At 50.0% G+C, this 16,628-nt stretch carries 12 protein-coding genes; 3 read left to right on the forward strand and 9 right to left on the reverse strand.

Features of this window, described 5'->3' with window-relative positions; translation table 11 throughout:
* The first annotated feature begins 45 nt into the window (after positions 1 to 45).
* The 3 genes from shc (at position 46) to AC3WRW_RS02845 (ending at position 3,174) form a co-directional block, all read left to right on the forward strand.
* Positions 46 to 2,004 carry a squalene--hopene cyclase gene (gene shc, locus AC3WRW_RS02835; RefSeq protein ID WP_492544796.1) on the forward strand — a complete coding sequence of 653 codons (1,959 nt, stop codon included), beginning with the start codon at positions 46 to 48 and terminating at the stop codon, positions 2,002 to 2,004.
* A gap of 65 nt (positions 2,005 to 2,069) precedes the next feature.
* Positions 2,070 to 2,546: a hypothetical protein gene (locus AC3WRW_RS02840; RefSeq protein WP_492544798.1), complete on the forward strand. Its 477-nt coding sequence runs from the start codon at positions 2,070 to 2,072 to the stop codon at positions 2,544 to 2,546.
* Positions 2,547 to 2,631: 85 nt separating this feature from the next.
* On the forward strand, positions 2,632 to 3,174 hold the full coding sequence (locus AC3WRW_RS02845; RefSeq protein WP_492544800.1) for a hypothetical protein: 543 nt from the start codon (positions 2,632 to 2,634) through the stop codon (positions 3,172 to 3,174).
* Positions 3,175 to 3,233: 59 nt separating this feature from the next.
* Here the strand turns inward: AC3WRW_RS02845 and gcvPB are convergent, their stop codons facing one another.
* The 9 genes from gcvPB to AC3WRW_RS02890 form a co-directional block, all read right to left on the reverse strand.
* Entirely contained in the window at positions 3,234 to 4,793 is a 1,560-nt protein-coding gene (gene gcvPB, locus AC3WRW_RS02850; RefSeq protein ID WP_492544802.1) for an aminomethyl-transferring glycine dehydrogenase subunit GcvPB, read from the reverse strand.
* 27 nt (positions 4,794 to 4,820) lie between these two features.
* Positions 4,821 to 6,221, reverse strand: coding sequence for an aminomethyl-transferring glycine dehydrogenase subunit GcvPA (gcvPA, locus tag AC3WRW_RS02855; protein ID WP_492544803.1), 1,401 nt, complete (start codon positions 6,219 to 6,221; stop codon positions 4,821 to 4,823).
* Positions 6,222 to 6,277: 56 nt separating this feature from the next.
* Positions 6,278 to 7,060: an SDR family NAD(P)-dependent oxidoreductase gene (locus AC3WRW_RS02860; RefSeq protein ID WP_492544805.1), complete on the reverse strand. Its 783-nt coding sequence runs from the start codon at positions 7,058 to 7,060 to the stop codon at positions 6,278 to 6,280.
* Positions 7,053 to 10,229, reverse strand: coding sequence for a beta-galactosidase, LacZ type (gene lacZ / locus AC3WRW_RS02865; RefSeq protein ID WP_492544807.1), 3,177 nt, complete (start codon positions 10,227 to 10,229; stop codon positions 7,053 to 7,055). Before lacZ ends, AC3WRW_RS02860 begins: the two co-directional genes overlap by 8 nt.
* A 44-nt stretch (positions 10,230 to 10,273) precedes the next feature.
* Entirely contained in the window at positions 10,274 to 11,086 is an 813-nt protein-coding gene (locus tag AC3WRW_RS02870) for a carbohydrate ABC transporter permease (RefSeq protein ID WP_492544809.1), read from the reverse strand.
* Positions 11,083 to 12,036, reverse strand: a complete 954-nt coding sequence (locus tag AC3WRW_RS02875) for a carbohydrate ABC transporter permease (protein ID WP_492545021.1) — start codon at positions 12,034 to 12,036, stop codon at positions 11,083 to 11,085. Before AC3WRW_RS02875 ends, AC3WRW_RS02870 begins: the two co-directional genes overlap by 4 nt.
* 75 nt (positions 12,037 to 12,111) lie before the next feature.
* Positions 12,112 to 13,389 carry an ABC transporter substrate-binding protein gene (locus AC3WRW_RS02880; protein WP_492544810.1) on the reverse strand — a complete coding sequence of 426 codons (1,278 nt, stop codon included), beginning with the start codon at positions 13,387 to 13,389 and terminating at the stop codon, positions 12,112 to 12,114.
* Between the two features lie 119 nt (positions 13,390 to 13,508).
* A complete protein-coding gene (locus tag AC3WRW_RS02885; RefSeq protein ID WP_492544812.1) occupies positions 13,509 to 14,732 on the reverse strand; it encodes a response regulator transcription factor in 1,224 nt (407 codons plus the stop codon).
* Positions 14,710 to 16,422: a sensor histidine kinase gene (locus AC3WRW_RS02890; RefSeq protein ID WP_492544814.1), complete on the reverse strand. Its 1,713-nt coding sequence runs from the start codon at positions 16,420 to 16,422 to the stop codon at positions 14,710 to 14,712. Before AC3WRW_RS02890 ends, AC3WRW_RS02885 begins: the two co-directional genes overlap by 23 nt.
* Positions 16,423 to 16,628 lie beyond the last annotated feature (206 nt).

Genomic DNA, 16,628 nt, shown 5'->3' on the forward strand with positions numbered 1-16,628 from the left:
AAAAACTTACAAAGCTCATATCATGTAAAGATCCATTTAATTTGTTTGAAAGCGGCAGGAGGTTTGCGTATGCCTATCATGAGCGAAGTGAATGACGAAATTCGCCGCTTGACCCACTTGCTGGAGAAGCTGCAGCAGGAAGACGGTTCTTGGCGATTTTGCTTTGAAAATAGTCTGTTAACCGATGCCTACCTGATTATTGTCCTAAGGACGCTTGAAATTCCCGAAGAAGAGTTGATCAAACAGCTCCACGATCATATTGCAGCCCATCAGGAAGCGAATGGCGCCTGGAAAGTGTATCACGATGAGTTGGAGGGCAATCTGGATGCCACCGTAAATGCCTACTTTGCCTTACTCTATTCGGGATACAGCCGGAAATCAGACGAACCGATGAAGAAAGCGGCGCGCTTCATTGCTTCGAAAGGAGGACTCTTCCAGGTAAAGACCGTCCTCACGAAAGTTTTTTTGGCGATCGCAGGGCAGTACGCATGGCCTTCCTCGCTGACGATTCCACTGGAGTTTCTTTTACTGCCACCTACCGCTCCTATCAGCTTTTTTGACTTCTCCGGTTTTGCCCGCGTCCATTTTGCGCCTATTCTCATCATGGCTGACCTCAAATTCCTCAGGAAAACTGCCGCGACACCGGACTTATCCCATTTGCTCCAAAGCGCTGATATGACATCCCTGCCGGCTTCCCAGCCACAAAACCGCCTGGTGACAGAAGATCCCGAACTGCTCCGCGGGTTCCAACAGCTGTTAACTGAGCTTCACAGCGGTATCAAACAGTTAGGCAGCCTGCCGGGACAACTCCACAAACGGGCTGTACACGCTGCAGAAACTTATATGCTTGAGCGCATTGAAGCAGACGGAACACTTTACAGCTACTCGACAAGCACTCTACTCATGATTATGGCGCTAACTTCGCTCGGTTATGATAAGAAGCATCCTACGATTACCGCTGCACTAAAGGGACTCTCCTCAATGTTGTGGAAGCTGGAGGGAAAAGTTCACCTCCAAAACTCCCCTTCCACGATCTGGGATACCGCGCTGCTGGCCACAGCTATGCAGCAAGCCGGGGTTTCCAAGGAACATCCCACCGTTAAAAAGGCCGTCCATTATTTGTTTGGCATGCAGCATACCAAGTTAGGCGATTGGAGCCTTCATGTTTCTCATCCTGTTCCGGGCGGTTGGGGCTTTTCCGAGTCCAATACGATAAACCCTGATGTGGACGATGCGACAGCGGCTCTGCGCGCCATTCGCTCAACTACGCGGAGCGATCCCGCTCGCCAAGATGCATGGGACCGCGGGTTAAACTGGGTGTTGGCCATGCAAAATAAAGACGGCGGATGGCCGGCTTTCGAGAGAGGCGTCACCAACAAGCTCCTCACCCTGTTCCCGATTGACGGGGCTTCGGCAGCTGCCATCGATCCCTCTACAGCAGATTTGACAGGCAGGACGCTGGAATTTCTCGGCACAACCGCAGGCTTTGACGTCAAGCGCGCTTTCATCCGCAGAGGAGCCGATTGGTTGCTCTCGAACCAAGAAGAGGACGGTTCATGGTACGGACGTTGGGGGATATGCTACATTTATGGCACTTGGGCCGCCTTGACTGGCCTGATGGCCGTTCGCGCCGATCCCGATCATCCTGCTGTGAAGAAAGCCGCCGAGTGGCTGTTGAGCATCCAGAACGAAGACGGAGGCTGGGGCGAATCCTGCAGCAGCGATCATCTCAAGCGCTATGTACCGCTCGGTGCAAGTACTCCCTCCCAAACCGCATGGGCGCTGGACGCTCTTATCGCTGTTTCTGCAAAACCTTTGCCTGCTATCGAGCGGGGCATCCGGCAGCTGCTTCTTCTGCTGCGCAACGAGGATTGGACGACGCGTTATCCGACCGGTTCCGGGCTGCCTGGCAGCTTTTATTCCCATTATCACAGTTACCGGTATATTTGGCCCTTCATCACGTTGAATCACTATAAGGAGAAATATGCGAGCAAGAGCATGTAAAATGAACAATACAGAGCACTCCTGCGTCAAAACAAGGGCAACTTGCTAAACGAAGGAGAACTCTCATGAAAAAATTTTTCAAATCCCTATTACATTGGCCAACATTCCATGAACAGATGGAAACATATTTGGAAGCAACCGTGTTAAAATGGAAAAAAAGGCTGAATCCCCTAACGAACAGAATCGGATTCGGCATCTACTTTTATAAAAATATCACCATTAACTTGAATCGTCTAAACAAGGAGATACTAGAAATAGCCCAGGACAGTGTCAATCTGTCGCATTTTCGCCAATCTACATTTCCCAGCTTTATTTCGGTTGTCGATGGCATTCACACAAGGATGTTCACCAAACTGCCCAATCACGTCATCGCACAGATTACCTCATTGGTTACTAAGCTTCCTAGTTTTAAAGAGCTGCAGTCCATTTCCCAAACATATGGGTACAAATGTGAGCTTCGTTACAATCAAGGAAAAGTATTTTTCGGCTCGTTACAGATTCACTTTATCAAAGTGGATTCGCTTCCCGTAGGATTCGCATGATGAAAGGAACTTCTCACTCATGGAACATCAATCATCACGTATTCCCAGAGGCGCGGTGCGAGGTGCTGCTTGGGGTGTCCTCTTCATGGCGTTTTTCGGCACGCTGTGGGCAAGTATTGGCATTGGCGGACTGCATGGCTTGGGTTCCCCTTGGGTATTGATTGCTGCTGTTATCATTGGGCTCATCCTGCTTTCGTGCGGCATCTCCCTACTCGCATCGGCACAGCGTCTATTCAATCAAATGACAGAAGCAGATGCTCGCCGGTGGAAACGGGCTAGGCTCTGGTTTGGCATCGTCTTCACGATAGAAGGTGCGGCAATTGGGGCCGCTAGCGCCATCTGCAGCGCCACCGATCGCTTTGATCTGTTTTTTCCTGTAATGGCAATCATCGTTGGGATTCATTTCATTCCGCTCTCTCCCCTTTTTCAAGTCAAAACCCACTACGTAACCGGTTTGCTCCTCTGTTTACTTTCGATATTCACACTCCTGTTTGTTCCAGAAAGCATCATGCTGGAGAACCGGCAAATCATCACATGGTGGCTCGTGGTTGGCTTTGGCTCAGCTCTGATCTTATGGGGAACAGGCTTAACCATTTGGATTGCGGGCCGAAGAATGATGAGACGATAACCCGATAACAGAAAAAGCTCCTTACGGAGCTTTTCTGTTACAAATCATAAAGAATGGCATTATTCGGGTTGTGTTTTTTTCAAATACGCACGCCATGTGATACACCACTTCGCCGGATCATCAAGGGATGATTCATCGTTCCGGTGAACGGTACTGTTATGCGGAGCTGACCGCACAATTTCAGGCTGTGTGTAGGCTTCATGTGAGATATGCTCCAAGGCTTGAATGTATTCATCCAGATCCTCTTTGGAGTATGATTCCGTCGGCTCCAAGGTAAAAGGCTGCTTAACGATATACGGATGATGGGATGTCCAGTAGTGCAAGCCGAAATCGCACATGCGGCGGGTAATATCCTCGGTTGTGACACCCGTCTCCTCTGTAAGCTGCTTCCAGCTGTAGCGAACCTGTTCCAGGCGGCGTCCTTTGATATAGGGTGCGCTCGCTCCGCGGATTTGCAAAATTTTGTGATAGAGATAATTGTTGTTCAGGACGGCAATTTGTGCGACATCTTTCAGGCCATCCGGACCGAGGCTTAATATCCAAGCATAGGAACGGAGTACAGTCTGCGCTACGCCATGGAAGCTGCGGACCTTGCCGATACTGTCTTCCTGCTGGCCGACTAACCGATAACGGCTTCCATCGTAATCGACGAGCGGTCCCGGCAAGAAACGCTTGAGCTCCTCGCTGACACCAAGAGCGCCTGTAGCGGGTCCGCCGCACATATGAGGAGCTGCAAAAGTCTTATGCAGATTGAAGAAGCACATGTCGAAGCCTGCTTCCTTCGCTCTCGTGATACCAAGCAAGCCATTCGCATTGGCTTGATCGTAGAAGCAAACTCCGCCAGCTTCGTGAACAAGGTCGGTGAACTCACGGATTCGGTGGTTATAGATGCCTGTATCTTCCGGGTTCGCGACTACAAAGCCTGCTGTCCGCTCCGAGATTGCGCCCTTCAATTTCTCGATGTCCGGGAAACCGTCTTCGTCAGGGTGCAGCGTAATGATTTTGTAGCCCTTGACCGCGGCCGTAGCAGCTTGTGAGGGATGCGAAAAAATCGTTGTAATGATCTCGTCCCGCTGCTCGCCTTCCCCCCGCGAGTCATGATAGGCCCGAACGATCGAGGCCATCGCAAGCAAGGCCTGCGTGCCGCTGCTCGGCTGGAAGGAGAAGGCATCCATTCCGCTAATCTCACGCATGGCAAGGTCCAGCTTATAGAAAATCTCCAGCATGCCCTGAACGGAATCCGCATCCTGCAGGGGATGCAGTTCCATCATATGCGGCGTACGGATAAGCATTTCGTTGATACGCGGAATATACTTCATCGTACAAGTCCCTTGCCCGATCTCAACATTCAAATCGGAGCCCAGCGTCTCTTGGGAGAGACGTAAATAATGGCGAAGCACTTTGGCTTGCCCGATTTCAGGCAAAGCAGGCGCCTTGCTTCGCTTCATTGAAGCTGGGATCCGCCCGATACCGTCTCCTACCTTGGCGGCAATTCCAGCTTCCGTACGTGGCGGAATGACGCCGCGCTCCCCTTGGCGGTGAAGCTCAAATATGACGGGCTCATCCCATTTGGCTTGATGAAAATTACGAACTTTATGATCTCTGCGAATTCGTTTCATGGCGTTCCGTCCTTTCTCTCTATAAGATCATGGTTTACGAACGATGGTTTGAATGGCGTCTGCCAGACGGTCAAGATCCGCCTGCGCATGAATTTCAGTGACGCAGTAGAGGGCACATTGTCCCCATGACGGGAAAGCTGCCGACAAATCTTTGCCGCCGAAAATTCCCGCTTCTAACAAGCTAGCATTAATTTGAGCGACAGTTAGTCCCGTTTCGTTGAAATCAACGATGAATTCCTTGAAGAAAGCGGTCCCTTCGAATCGGAGAGATAGGCCGGGAATGGCTGAGAGCAGCTTAGCCGCGTATTGCGATTTCTGCATAATCGTCTCGCCAACCTCCTGCATGCCAGCTGGACCCATCAAGGCCAAATAGACACCTGCGGTAATTCCCCATAAGGCTGTCTGAGTACCTACGGACTCTTTCCCTTTCTCACGCAGTGCGAAGGATGTGCGTTCGTAGGCCACATCGCCGAATCCATATTCGCCTTCAACCTCCGTCGGCACAATGCCGAACAGCCTGGAAGGGTATTCCATGACATAGGCCTCTTCGTCGCGCGTCGCAATAAATCCGGCTTGCCCGCCGCCATAGTTCATGTGCATCCCTAGCGGTTGCAAATCTCCACAGACGATATCTGCGCCATATTGGCTTGGCGGCTGAAGTACGCCCAAGGAGATTGGGTCTACGCCAACGATACAGATGGCATTCACATCGTGTGCCAGATCCGCTATTTGCTGGCCTTGATCTTCAATAATGCCCAGATATCCAGGATTTTCGAAGTATACCGCAGCTATGTCGCTGGATAGTTTGTTTCGCAAATCATCCAAGTCCATCTTGCCCGTAGCCTCGTCAATTTCAACAAAACGCAGTTCCATCACAGGTGTGCAGTAGTTATGAATAATCATAACTTTGTCAGGATCCACTGATTTCGGAAGCAATGCTACACGGCGGCCTGTCATACGGCCTGCCATCCGAATCGCCGTTGAAGCGGCTTGAGCCCAGTCAAACGTCGGGACATTCACAACGTCCATATCCACCAGCTCTGCCATCAGGCTTTGATACTCGAAAAGCGTTTGGAATCGGCCATGATCTTCATAGGGTTCGCCGGCATACGCTGTAACGAATTCGGAACGCTGGTTGACTTCATCACAAATCGCAGGAATAAAGTGCTGCCAGCAGCCCGCTCCGAGAAAATTCAAGTAAGCTGCGCCATGCTTGTTCTTGGCGAGCACGCTCTCTATATGCCGGCGCAGTTCATATTCGTTCATAGCTGGAGGAAGGTTCATCTCCCTGTCTAGCTTCAAACTACCCGGAATGGCGTCATGCAGTTGATCCATCGAGGACAGTCCGATTTCTTTCAACATGGCATCACGAACCTCTGGTACGGTATTCGGTATATAAGGATGGGCATAAGTTCTGTTATTAGGCAAAGGTAACGCCTCCATTCATCGTTGTGTACGCATAAATTTTCAATCCACACCAGCTCTTAAGCAATGCCCCCGCCATCTACAACGAGCACACTTCCCGTTACCCATGAAGACATGTCGCTTGCAAGGAACAGAACGGCATTGGCAATATCTCGCGGTGTTCCTAATCTCTCGAGCGGTCGGCCGCTGGCAGAAGCTACGAGAAATTCAGCTTCGTTTTGCTGAAGCTGCTTTGCTTCGTCCCGCAGCAGCGGCGTGTCCGTGTCGCCTGGCGATACGCAGTTCACCCGTATGTTCGCAGCGCCATGATCGATAGCCATAGCACGCGTTAAATTCACAACGCCTGCTTTGGCTGCGCAGTACGCAGCAGCGCGGTCTCCTCCTTTTAATCCCCAGCCGGAACCGGAATTAATAATGCTGCCCCCACCCACTCGTTCCATGATGGGAATCATATACTTAGAAAGCATGTAAACTCCTTTTAAGGAAACATCAATGACGAGATCCCAGTCGCGTTCTTCCAACTCTACGACTGTTTTACGCCGAATGATCCCCGCATTGTTGAACAGAATATCAACTCGTCCATGCGCTTGATCGATTTCGCCTGCAACTCGCTCGCAATCAGCCGCAGAGGACACATCACAGCGGTAAAAACTTGCTTGACCTCCCTGCTTTGTGATCGCCGCCACAGCCTGTTCGCCTTGCGCTTCGTTAATGTCAAGAAGGATGGAATGCGCCCCAAAGCTGGCCAGCAGCTCCGCGGTCGCAAAGCCGATCCCGGAAGCTCCGCCGGTCACAACCGCTATTTTTCCCGTTAAATTGAGCATATCTTGTGTGTTAGGCATGGTTTATTTCCTCCTGTTGTCTTTGCTTCATTTCCATTTCTAGTCTCATTTGACGGCTTAGCCTTGCAGGTAGGGTATCTTCCGAGAGATAGGGCTTGAGCAGCATTTGGAAGCGGAAAGCTTCCGAGGTGACGGTATTCTCCGCCGACTGTGCAGGTCCACAGCTGTTGCTGCCTAAACCATTCTGCTTGTAATCTAAGTTAAGTGTAATGAAATCACGCGGGATAAGGTCACTCGCATGTTTGGCGGCTTCTATATCTGCGTCGCTATAGCGCCGTGCGCTGAATTCAAGTGTCGGCGCTCCTGCGGCCAGAAGGCCGATTCCGGCACCGTCCGTTACAGAAACCCATCTGACATCCGTGCGGTTGCCGTTTTCCTGCGGATAAACATATGGCGTGAACAGTTCATCGACATTCATCCGGTATACGCCAAAACGGCCAGCTTCCTTACTGTCGGAATAATTCTCTCCTGGACCGCGTCCGTACCATTGAACGGCATCCATTTGTTCAGGAAGCTCCATTTGAAAACCAATCTTCGGAAGCATCGCAGGCGGCTTGCCTTCGGGAACGCCCTGCACGTCGATAACGATCAGACCTGATCCCATGACGGTGTAAGTCGTTTCACACCGGAATCCCCAGTCGAATACCGGAGGAGCGATGCGTGACGCGAACGTTATCCGAATCGATCCCTCATCCAACCTCTCCCAACGGCAATCATCGATTCGTTCGCTGAGCCTGTCGAGATAGGCTTTGCGCCAATCAGGAAGGACGTACATGTCGTTATCGATCGGAGCTCGCCAGAAGTTGAGCCGAGGCCCCTTGTTCACCAACTCTTGGCCGTTCATTCGCAGTGAACGGAAACCCGGCAGCCGTGTGTCGAATGTCATCTGAAATACATCGTTTCCTAGAATGAGCTGACGATCCACCGCTGTGCAGGATAAGCTTCGATTCGGTTGACCAACGGCTGCATAAGCTGATGAAGCATTGGTGCTGCTTCCCGCATTTCGTATGTGCTCGCTGTTCCCGCTTGCTGCTAGAGCAAACTGTGCCCAAGCTACTTCATGACCTTGTTCACCCCACATGCAATCTGCCGCAAGGGTAAACCCGATATTCAACCAACGCTCCGCACGGGGATCTGGCAAAGTTTGCTGCACATCTGCTCTTACAGGAGCTTGCACTTCCGTGCTTTCGCCAGGGCCAATCCGCGGCAGAGCAAGCACACCGCTTTGGATGGTCTGTCCGTCTATGGTCACACTCCAATCTGCATGGAGGTGATCGAGTGTCACAAAATCATAGCGGTTGGTGATGCGAATGCGATCATTTTCTATATAGTTGACCCTGACAGGCTCAATAATTTTCTTATATTCAATAAGACCTGGGGACGGTGTCCGATCCGGTCGAACAAGACCGTCAATCACGAAATTGCTATTGTTCGGCACATCGCCATAGTCGCCGCCATATGCGTAATCGTCCTTGCCATCAGCCGTCTTCCTGCGGATACCGTGATCGATCCATTCCCAGACAAAGCCGCCCTGCAGCCTTCTGTAAGCATCGAAAGTATCGAAATAGAGCTTCAGCCCGCCTGGCCCATTCCCCATGGCATGGGCGAACTCGCATAAAATATGCGGTTTCGGGTGATCGACAAGTTGGCCGAAGCCTGCCATTTTCTCGGGGGACGAATACATCGTGCTCACAATATCGCACACTTCCGCTTCGCGATCTTCCTCATAGTGGATGAGCCGGGTTGGATCTGCTTGCTTGCACCAGGCCGACATCGCCCGGAAATTGCAGCCGAAGCCGGATTCATTGCCAAGGGACCAAAATAGGACGGATGGATGATTCTTATCGCGCTCCACCATGCGGCGAATACGGTCGACATACGCTTCCTGCCAAGCAGGATCATCGCTTAGCCGTGAAATATTGCCCAGCGGCTCAAAGCCGTGTGTTTCCAAATCCGTTTCTTCCATAACATATAAGCCATACTCATCGCAAAGATCGTAAAACCGGGGATCATTCGGATAATGCGCCGTTCTGACCGCATTCATGTTATGCTGCTTCATCATCATCACATCTTGCCTCATCGTCGAGAGCGTCACTGTTCGTCCCGAGTCCGGATGATGATCGTGACGGTTGACGCCCTTCAGCATGATTGCCTTGCCGTTCACTAAAAACTGACCGTCCTTCACTTCAATCTTGCGAAACCCGACTCGCTGAGCAACTGCCTCCACCATCTGACCATTCTGATCCACCAGAGAGATGATCAAATGATACAAATTTGGAGCTTCAGCACTCCAAAGTGCAGGCTTCGAGACTGGCATTGAAGCAGAAAGCATTGTTTCTGCAGCAGCCAAAGAGATTTGCTGTTTACTCTCAGCAATGGTTTGACCTGCCCTATCCAGCAGCTGCAGCTGCAGTTCTCCCTCCAAATCATGCCCTTGCAATTCAACGTGGACCCATAAATCCGCATCGCGGTAGTCCGCATCCAATTCCGTAACGATCCGATAATCCGATATACGAAGCGAGCCAGGTTCGGAAATCAAATACACATCCCGGAAAATACCGCTCATGTACCACATGTCCTGGTCTTCCAAATAGCTGCCATCCGACCATTGATACACACGTACAGCCAACCGGTTGATTCCTTGCTTTACGTACGGTGTCAAATCAAATTCCGACGTCAACCGGCTTCCTTGACTGTAACCAACGAATGTCCCATTGACCCATACATGAAAGCTGCTATCAACGCCATCAAACTTCACGGACAAATGTCGGCCTTCCCAATAGGGCGGAAGCTCAAACTCCCTTACATAGCTCCCCGTCGGATTATCGTTAGGCACATGCGGAGGATCTACCGGGAACGGATAGTATAAATCCGTATAATGCGGGTGACCGTAACCTTTCAACTGCCAATGACTAGGTACTTGAATATCATCCCAACCTGACAAATCATAATTCTCTTCGTAAAAATGTTCCGGCGCCCATTCAGGCCCCTTCGCCCAATGAAACTTCCAATTGCCGTTCAGCGATTGAAACCAAGGGGAGCTCCCCCTGTCATAGCTCAAAGCTCCGGCTTCATCGGAAAACGGGATGAAATAAGCCCGGCTCTTGGCGCGATTGCGCTCCAGCACGGTGAGATTATCCCAATCGCGTTCCACTTTCTTGTTAGGCATAGCTGCTTCTCCTCTCGAATCACGATCTTTATCTCTTTGCATTTCTATCCTTTTATTCCCGTACCTGCGATTCCACCGACAATATAGCGCTGCGCGAAGAAGAATACAGCCAGCGGCGGAATAGAAATCAAGCAGGTGATCGCCATAATGGACTGCATATCTACGCCAAACATCCCTTTGAACTGCGCTAGTCCAAGCGTCAATGTATATTTGGACTGGTCATTAAGGAAAATAAGCGGTCCCAGATAATCATTCCAGCAGCTCATGATCTGAAATACGCCGACTAAAATAAGCGACGGTCCCATGAGAGGAACAATAATCCGCATAAGAATCGTAAATTTGTTAGCTCCGTCAATCGTTGCCGCCTCATCCAATTCACGGGGAAGCGTCAAAATAAACTGTCTGAGCAAGAAAATAAAGTAGGCCGAACCAAACCACGATGGTACAATAAGCGGTTTGAGCGTATTTATCCACCCGAGGTAATTAAACTCCATATACTGCGGGATCATGGTGACTTCCCATGGAATCATCATCGTTGCAAGCACAATCAGGAACAAGAGATCGCGCCCTTTGAACTCAAATCTCGCAAATCCATAGGCAACGAGCGTACAGGAGATCAGCTGGCCAAGCGTTGACATCAACGTCACGATGACGGTGTTTTTCAGAAATAAGTTAAATGGCTGAATCGTCCAGGCATCGGCGAAATTGCTGAATTTCCACACGGAAGGAATCCATTTGGGAGGAAAAAGATACAGCTCCGTTGGCGATTTCAGCGCCGTTGTCAACGCCCAGAACAGCGGTGCGATGAACAGCAGTGAGCAAACAATCAGCATGGCATAAACGATGATCCGTTTCATTCCGGCTGCCTCCTTCCGCTGGACTTCGATTTCTTCTGAGGCTTGCGCTTCATTTCGCCTTCATAGTACGCCCAAGCTTCCGACGACTTGAAAACAAGGAATGTCAGACTGAGCACAATAAGGAACATGAACCATGCGTTTGCTGCAGAATAACCCATTTTAAAAAACTTGAAAGCATTTTCATACATATACATCGCGTAGAAGTACGTTGATTTCATAGGTCCTCCTCCCGTAAGGAGAAGCGCAAGCGTCAACTGCTGGAACGCTGCAATGATCGATGTGATAAGATTGAAAATAATGGTCGGGCTGAGCATAGGTATCGTCACATTGAAAAATTGTTTAAGCTTGCCCGCTCCATCCATAGAAGCGGATTCATACAAATCCTTCGGAATCCCTTTGAGGCCGGCGAGGAAGATGAGCATCATCGAACCTTGCCCCCATAGACTCGCTACAACCATCGCGACGAGGGACCAACGTGTATGATTCAACCAGTCCGGACCTTGCACACCGATTGTCGAAAGAAAATAATTCAGTATGCCGTAATCCCCGCTGTACACCCAAGACCAAATCATCGCGAGGGCAACGCCGGAAATAACAGAAGGCAGATAAAATGCGGTTCGGAATATCGCGCTGCCGCGCATTTTCTGATTGAGCAAAATCGCTAGGCCAAGGGCAACCGCAATATTCAGCGGCACGAACAGAGCCGCGAATTTGATCGTCACTCCGAAAGACTTCCAGAACAGAGGATCGTCCGTAAACATATCCACATAATTGCCAAAACCGATAAACCTTACTTTGCCTACAATCGGCCAGTCGAAAAATGAAATAATGAGCGAGAATAGCAATGGCCCTAAAGTGAACACGAGGAACCCGAAGATCCATGGGAAAATGAAGAGGTAGGGAATTCCCCCACCCCAACTGCGTTTCCTTCCAGGCATGAGGCTGGCCATTGATTTCCCTGCTTTTGCTTGCTGCGGGTAGGTTTGAGCCATCTCCTAACCTTCTTTCTGCAATAACGGATTATGTTATTTCAAATAACGTTCGCTATCTTTCACAGCCTGGTCCAGCGCCTCCTGTGCATTGCTGCCATGTACGACAGCTTCTACAGCGGCAGATAGTTGGCGGTTTATTTCATTCCATTTGGCATTGAGCAGGAAGGCCGGCGAATTATCCGAGCGCTGAAGCATCGTATAGAACGGCTTGTACAGAGGATCCTGATCCTTCTTCAGCTCGTTGACGACGCTGACTCTGACAGGCAAATCCGCGACGCGCATTTTGATCGCTTCATTGGAAACGTAATATTTGATAAACTCCCAAGCCAAATCTTTCTGCTTCGAATCTTTCGCAATCGAGAGAGCAGATTCTGCTACTACGCCTTTAACCGGTTTTCCGGCAAACGCAGGCATCTCAACAGTCCCTACATCGATACCCGCTTCCTTGAATGATTCCAACGGCCAGATGCCGCTTTCCCACATGGCGATCTTTCCACCTTTGAAAATATCCTCGCCGCTTTGCTGGCCTTTGCCTCCGGCCAGTACCGCCGAGCCGTTTTTGACCATATCGCCAAAAATTTGAATGGCCCCGGCTGTTGCCTTGCTGTTCATGTAGCCATTTATCGTTTTACCGTCATCAGAGATATAAGAACCGCCGTTACTCCATACAAAACCTTGCAGATCGTACGTATCATTTTCAGCGCGAACACCGAACCCGTACTGTTTCTTAGCTTTATCTGTCAGCTTTTTAGAGATCTCTTGGAAGTCATCCCAAGTCCATCCGTCTTTCGGGTAAGGAATCTTTGCTTCGTCAAACAATTTTTTGTTGTAATAAACCACACGAGTGGTGAAGCCTGCTGGAATGCCATAGAGCTTGTTATCAATCGTTGCGTAATTGAATAATCCTTTGTAGAAGTCATCCTTGTTCAAATCCTTGTCTTTGTCAGCATAGCTGCTGAGCGGCTCAAGCGATTGGTGGTACGTTGGAAAATCCCACATATACATGACATCCGGAGGATTCGTAGCACCGAAACCTGCAGCAAGCTTCTGGTCGAAACCGTCGGCATAGGCTTCTACTTGAACATTCGTCCCTGGATGAAGCGCCTCGAATTTCTTCGCGATATCCTGCTCGATCTTCAGGGCATCTCCGGTATCCCAAGTGGCAAACCGCAGCGTTTTCACATTGCTTGACGGGTTGCCGTCAGTCGGTTGTGCCGTCTTGCCAGTCGCACCCTCATTACTACCGGCGCATGCTGTAAGCGTTATTGTCATTGCAGTCGCAACAACAATGAGTGAAAGTTTCTTTTTCATTCTGTCAGCTCCCCTACCACTTAGTGAGGTACATAATAATTGAACCGCTTTCATCATAACTAAAATGAAAGCGGTTCAAAACCGATAACTATTCGAATGTTAGCGCTTTTTTGTTCGATTCACCGAGGCTGGTGTCCATTTGTTCGGACCATGTCGTCTTTCTGTTGGCTGCGGTACTGACTAGGCGTTTGACCTGTGCATCGCTTAAACCATTTGCTGAAATATTTGCTGTCGCCAAGCCCCGTGCGCTCGGCAATATCTTGCATCGTCAGCGCAGTGTCCTTTAACAATCCATAAGCCAACTTCAGCTTGCGTTTATATTGAAAAGCGACGAAACTGTCCCCTACCGCTTTCTTAAACAAAATGGAAAAGTGGCTCCGGCTTAGGCCAACTTGTCCCGCCACATCGCTGACAGACCACTCCGCTGACGGATTCTCATGCAGGAGCTTAACCGCTTTCCAGATGGGCTCGGGCCAGTCCTCCCCGGTCACATCATAGATTTTGTCCAATTCCGCTGCTTTATGCAAAGCCAATATCGCTTCAAGCCGTTCTTCCGCGCTTGTCAACGGTCCCTTTTTTGACCATTTCAACTTCGGATTTTGGCTTTTATGTTCAACCAGCAGACTCTCCACGGCAGGCAGGAGCGATTCAGGCACCATATAGTAGGTGCGATCCTCGCCATACGGTATGACGGCTCCCTTGCGTAACCGGCTATCTTCCCGGGCTGCTGCTTCCATGAGATCCGGCCAAACCGCGTCGCATCCGGAAGTTTTAATCAAATACAGATAGACCGGCTCTCCATGAAAAGACCACTCCTCGCTAGTCCGTTTCTGCATCTCTCCAACGAGTTTGTCATTATGGCCGCTCAGCCAAGCATAGAGCAAAGTGCTAAGCCGCTCTGTTTCATTCTCACTGACCGCTTCCTGATAGAGAGCTGGCGTCGCTCTCGCCACAGACAGCTCATGTTGAAATTTCGCCAGCATGCCTTCTAATTCTTCATCCTCAAAGGCAGTCTTAAGCAAATAACCGGCTGCTCCGAGCTTTATTCCTTGCTGGGCGTATTCGAAATCCCGATGACAGCTGAGCAGAATAATTTTGGTATCGGGAGCGGCTTCCTTTACCAGACGTGACAATTCAATGCCATCCATTTCAGGCATGACGATATCGGTAATGACCACTTGCGGCTTATGCTCTTGGAAAGCTTCCCAAGCTTTCCGGCCATTCGGCGCGTCCGCAACCACTTCCATCCCGTACCTTTCCCATGGTACCGTAGAACGAAGCCCTTTTCGAACGATGCTTTCGTCATCTGCGATGATCACTCTAATGTTCTTCCTTGTTTCCATGCGGACTCTCCTCCTTCTTCGGCCATTCGATGATGATCGTGGTTCCTTCTCCATGAACGGATTGTACCTTTAGCCCATATCGCAGGCCAAAATGCAGCTTGAATTTCTGATCGGCATTTTGCACGCCGAGACCTCCCCTGCCCTTGCGCTTCGGCTCATTTGGGAGCAGCAGCCGCTTCAATTTATCCGCAGGAATCCCGGCTCCATTATCGGTTAACTGAAGCACCAAATGACTGCCTTCCTCCCGAACGTGTAAGGAAATCACCCCTTCGCCGTCCTCAAAGCCGTGAAAAAAAATGTTTTCAAACAACGGCTGAAGCGTCATGCGGGGAATCAAATAATGCTTATACGTCTCATCGCAGGTTAACTCATACGTGAATACTGGGCCATAACGGACCTCTTGAATTTTCAGAAAATGCTCAATCATTCGCAGCTCCCGGCCAAGCGGAATCAACTCCTGAGAGATGTCCAGATTGCCTTCGAGAACCATGGTAAGATGATAAAGCATTTGGCGGATATCCTCCGCGCCCTGCAGCCTGGCTTTCCATTGAATCGAATTGAGCGTGTTAAAAAGTAAATGCGGGTTGATCTGATAATGGAAAGCTTTCAGCTCGGCTTCCTTCTTCAGCCGCTCACTTTGCTCAACCTCGCCAATTAATGTTTGAAAGCCCCGCACCATATTGTTAAAGCTTGAATCCAAACTGCCCAGCTCATCCCTCGCTTCGACCTGTGTCCTCGTATGCAGCTTGCCGAAACCGACCTTCTGCATCGCATCCTTCAGGCGGCGAATCCGTGCTGTGAACCGGGAGGAGAAAAAGTAAGCAAACCCGAACGCCAGCAGACATGAAGCAACTGCAACCATGATCGTATTTGATCTTATAATGCTGGATGAGCGATAGAACGCACTGGCAGGCTGTCTGGCCTCGATCGTCCACTGATTCACCGCGAGCTTCTTGTTCCACACAATATCACTTGTTTGCGAAGTGAAGGCCGCTTCTGTCTCATATATCATTCGCCCCTGAGGATCCGATATGCGAAGATGCGCCTTTGTGTCGTTCTCGAACAGCTTGAACATATGAAGCAAATCTTCCGCATTTTCCTCAATCAGAATCTTGCTGCCGCGCAGTGCGCCGTAAGGATTGTTAATCGGTACAACCAACCCGAGTACGGGCATTCCCGATTGTTCGGTTTGTTTCATCTCATGATTCTGCGGATAAAATCCTAGCCAATACTTCCCTATATACGTATCCGGCATGGCTCGCCACGCAGGGATCAGACTGAGCTTCGTTATATCCAAATTATTTTCCCCATAGTAGTAGCCTGAGTTCGTAATAATATAAATACCAGTCGTCCGATCGGTTTTAAGCGCTTTCAGAAGAACTTCAAAATCATCCTTGTCCATAATCTCTTTATACGTCGTGGGAACCTGGTTTCCCAGATCCACTCTAGCCGGATCAAGCAAATAGGAGTAAACCGTCTCCGTCGTTTGATTCATCCGGTTCAAATAAGAACTCGTTTGCTGCTCCAACTGCGCCACGGCATTCTCGCCGTACTTCCCGAACTGTGAGTTAATCACCTTCGCGGACTGATAATAGGACAAGGCGCCAAGTGAGAGCAGCGGAATAATGGTCACAATGAGAAAATAGAAAAGCAGCTTCGTACGAATGCTCCGATAAGAGCCGAATAACAAGCGGATGTTGAGCTTTTTATGCCAGTAACCTTTGATGATCGCCCCTCCTCCAGCTTACTCAGATTCATCACACTCTTGCAGTGTAGCATGGAACATATTCAGTGAACAATGCAGCCACCTTTGAGAGTGGCGGTGAACGACGATCGTTCCGCACTTCCGGACAAAACGGGAAAAGCACCTCCCTTCTGCCAGACAAGGGCAGGGTG

The organism is Paenibacillus sp. FW126-R14, assembly GCF_058789495.1.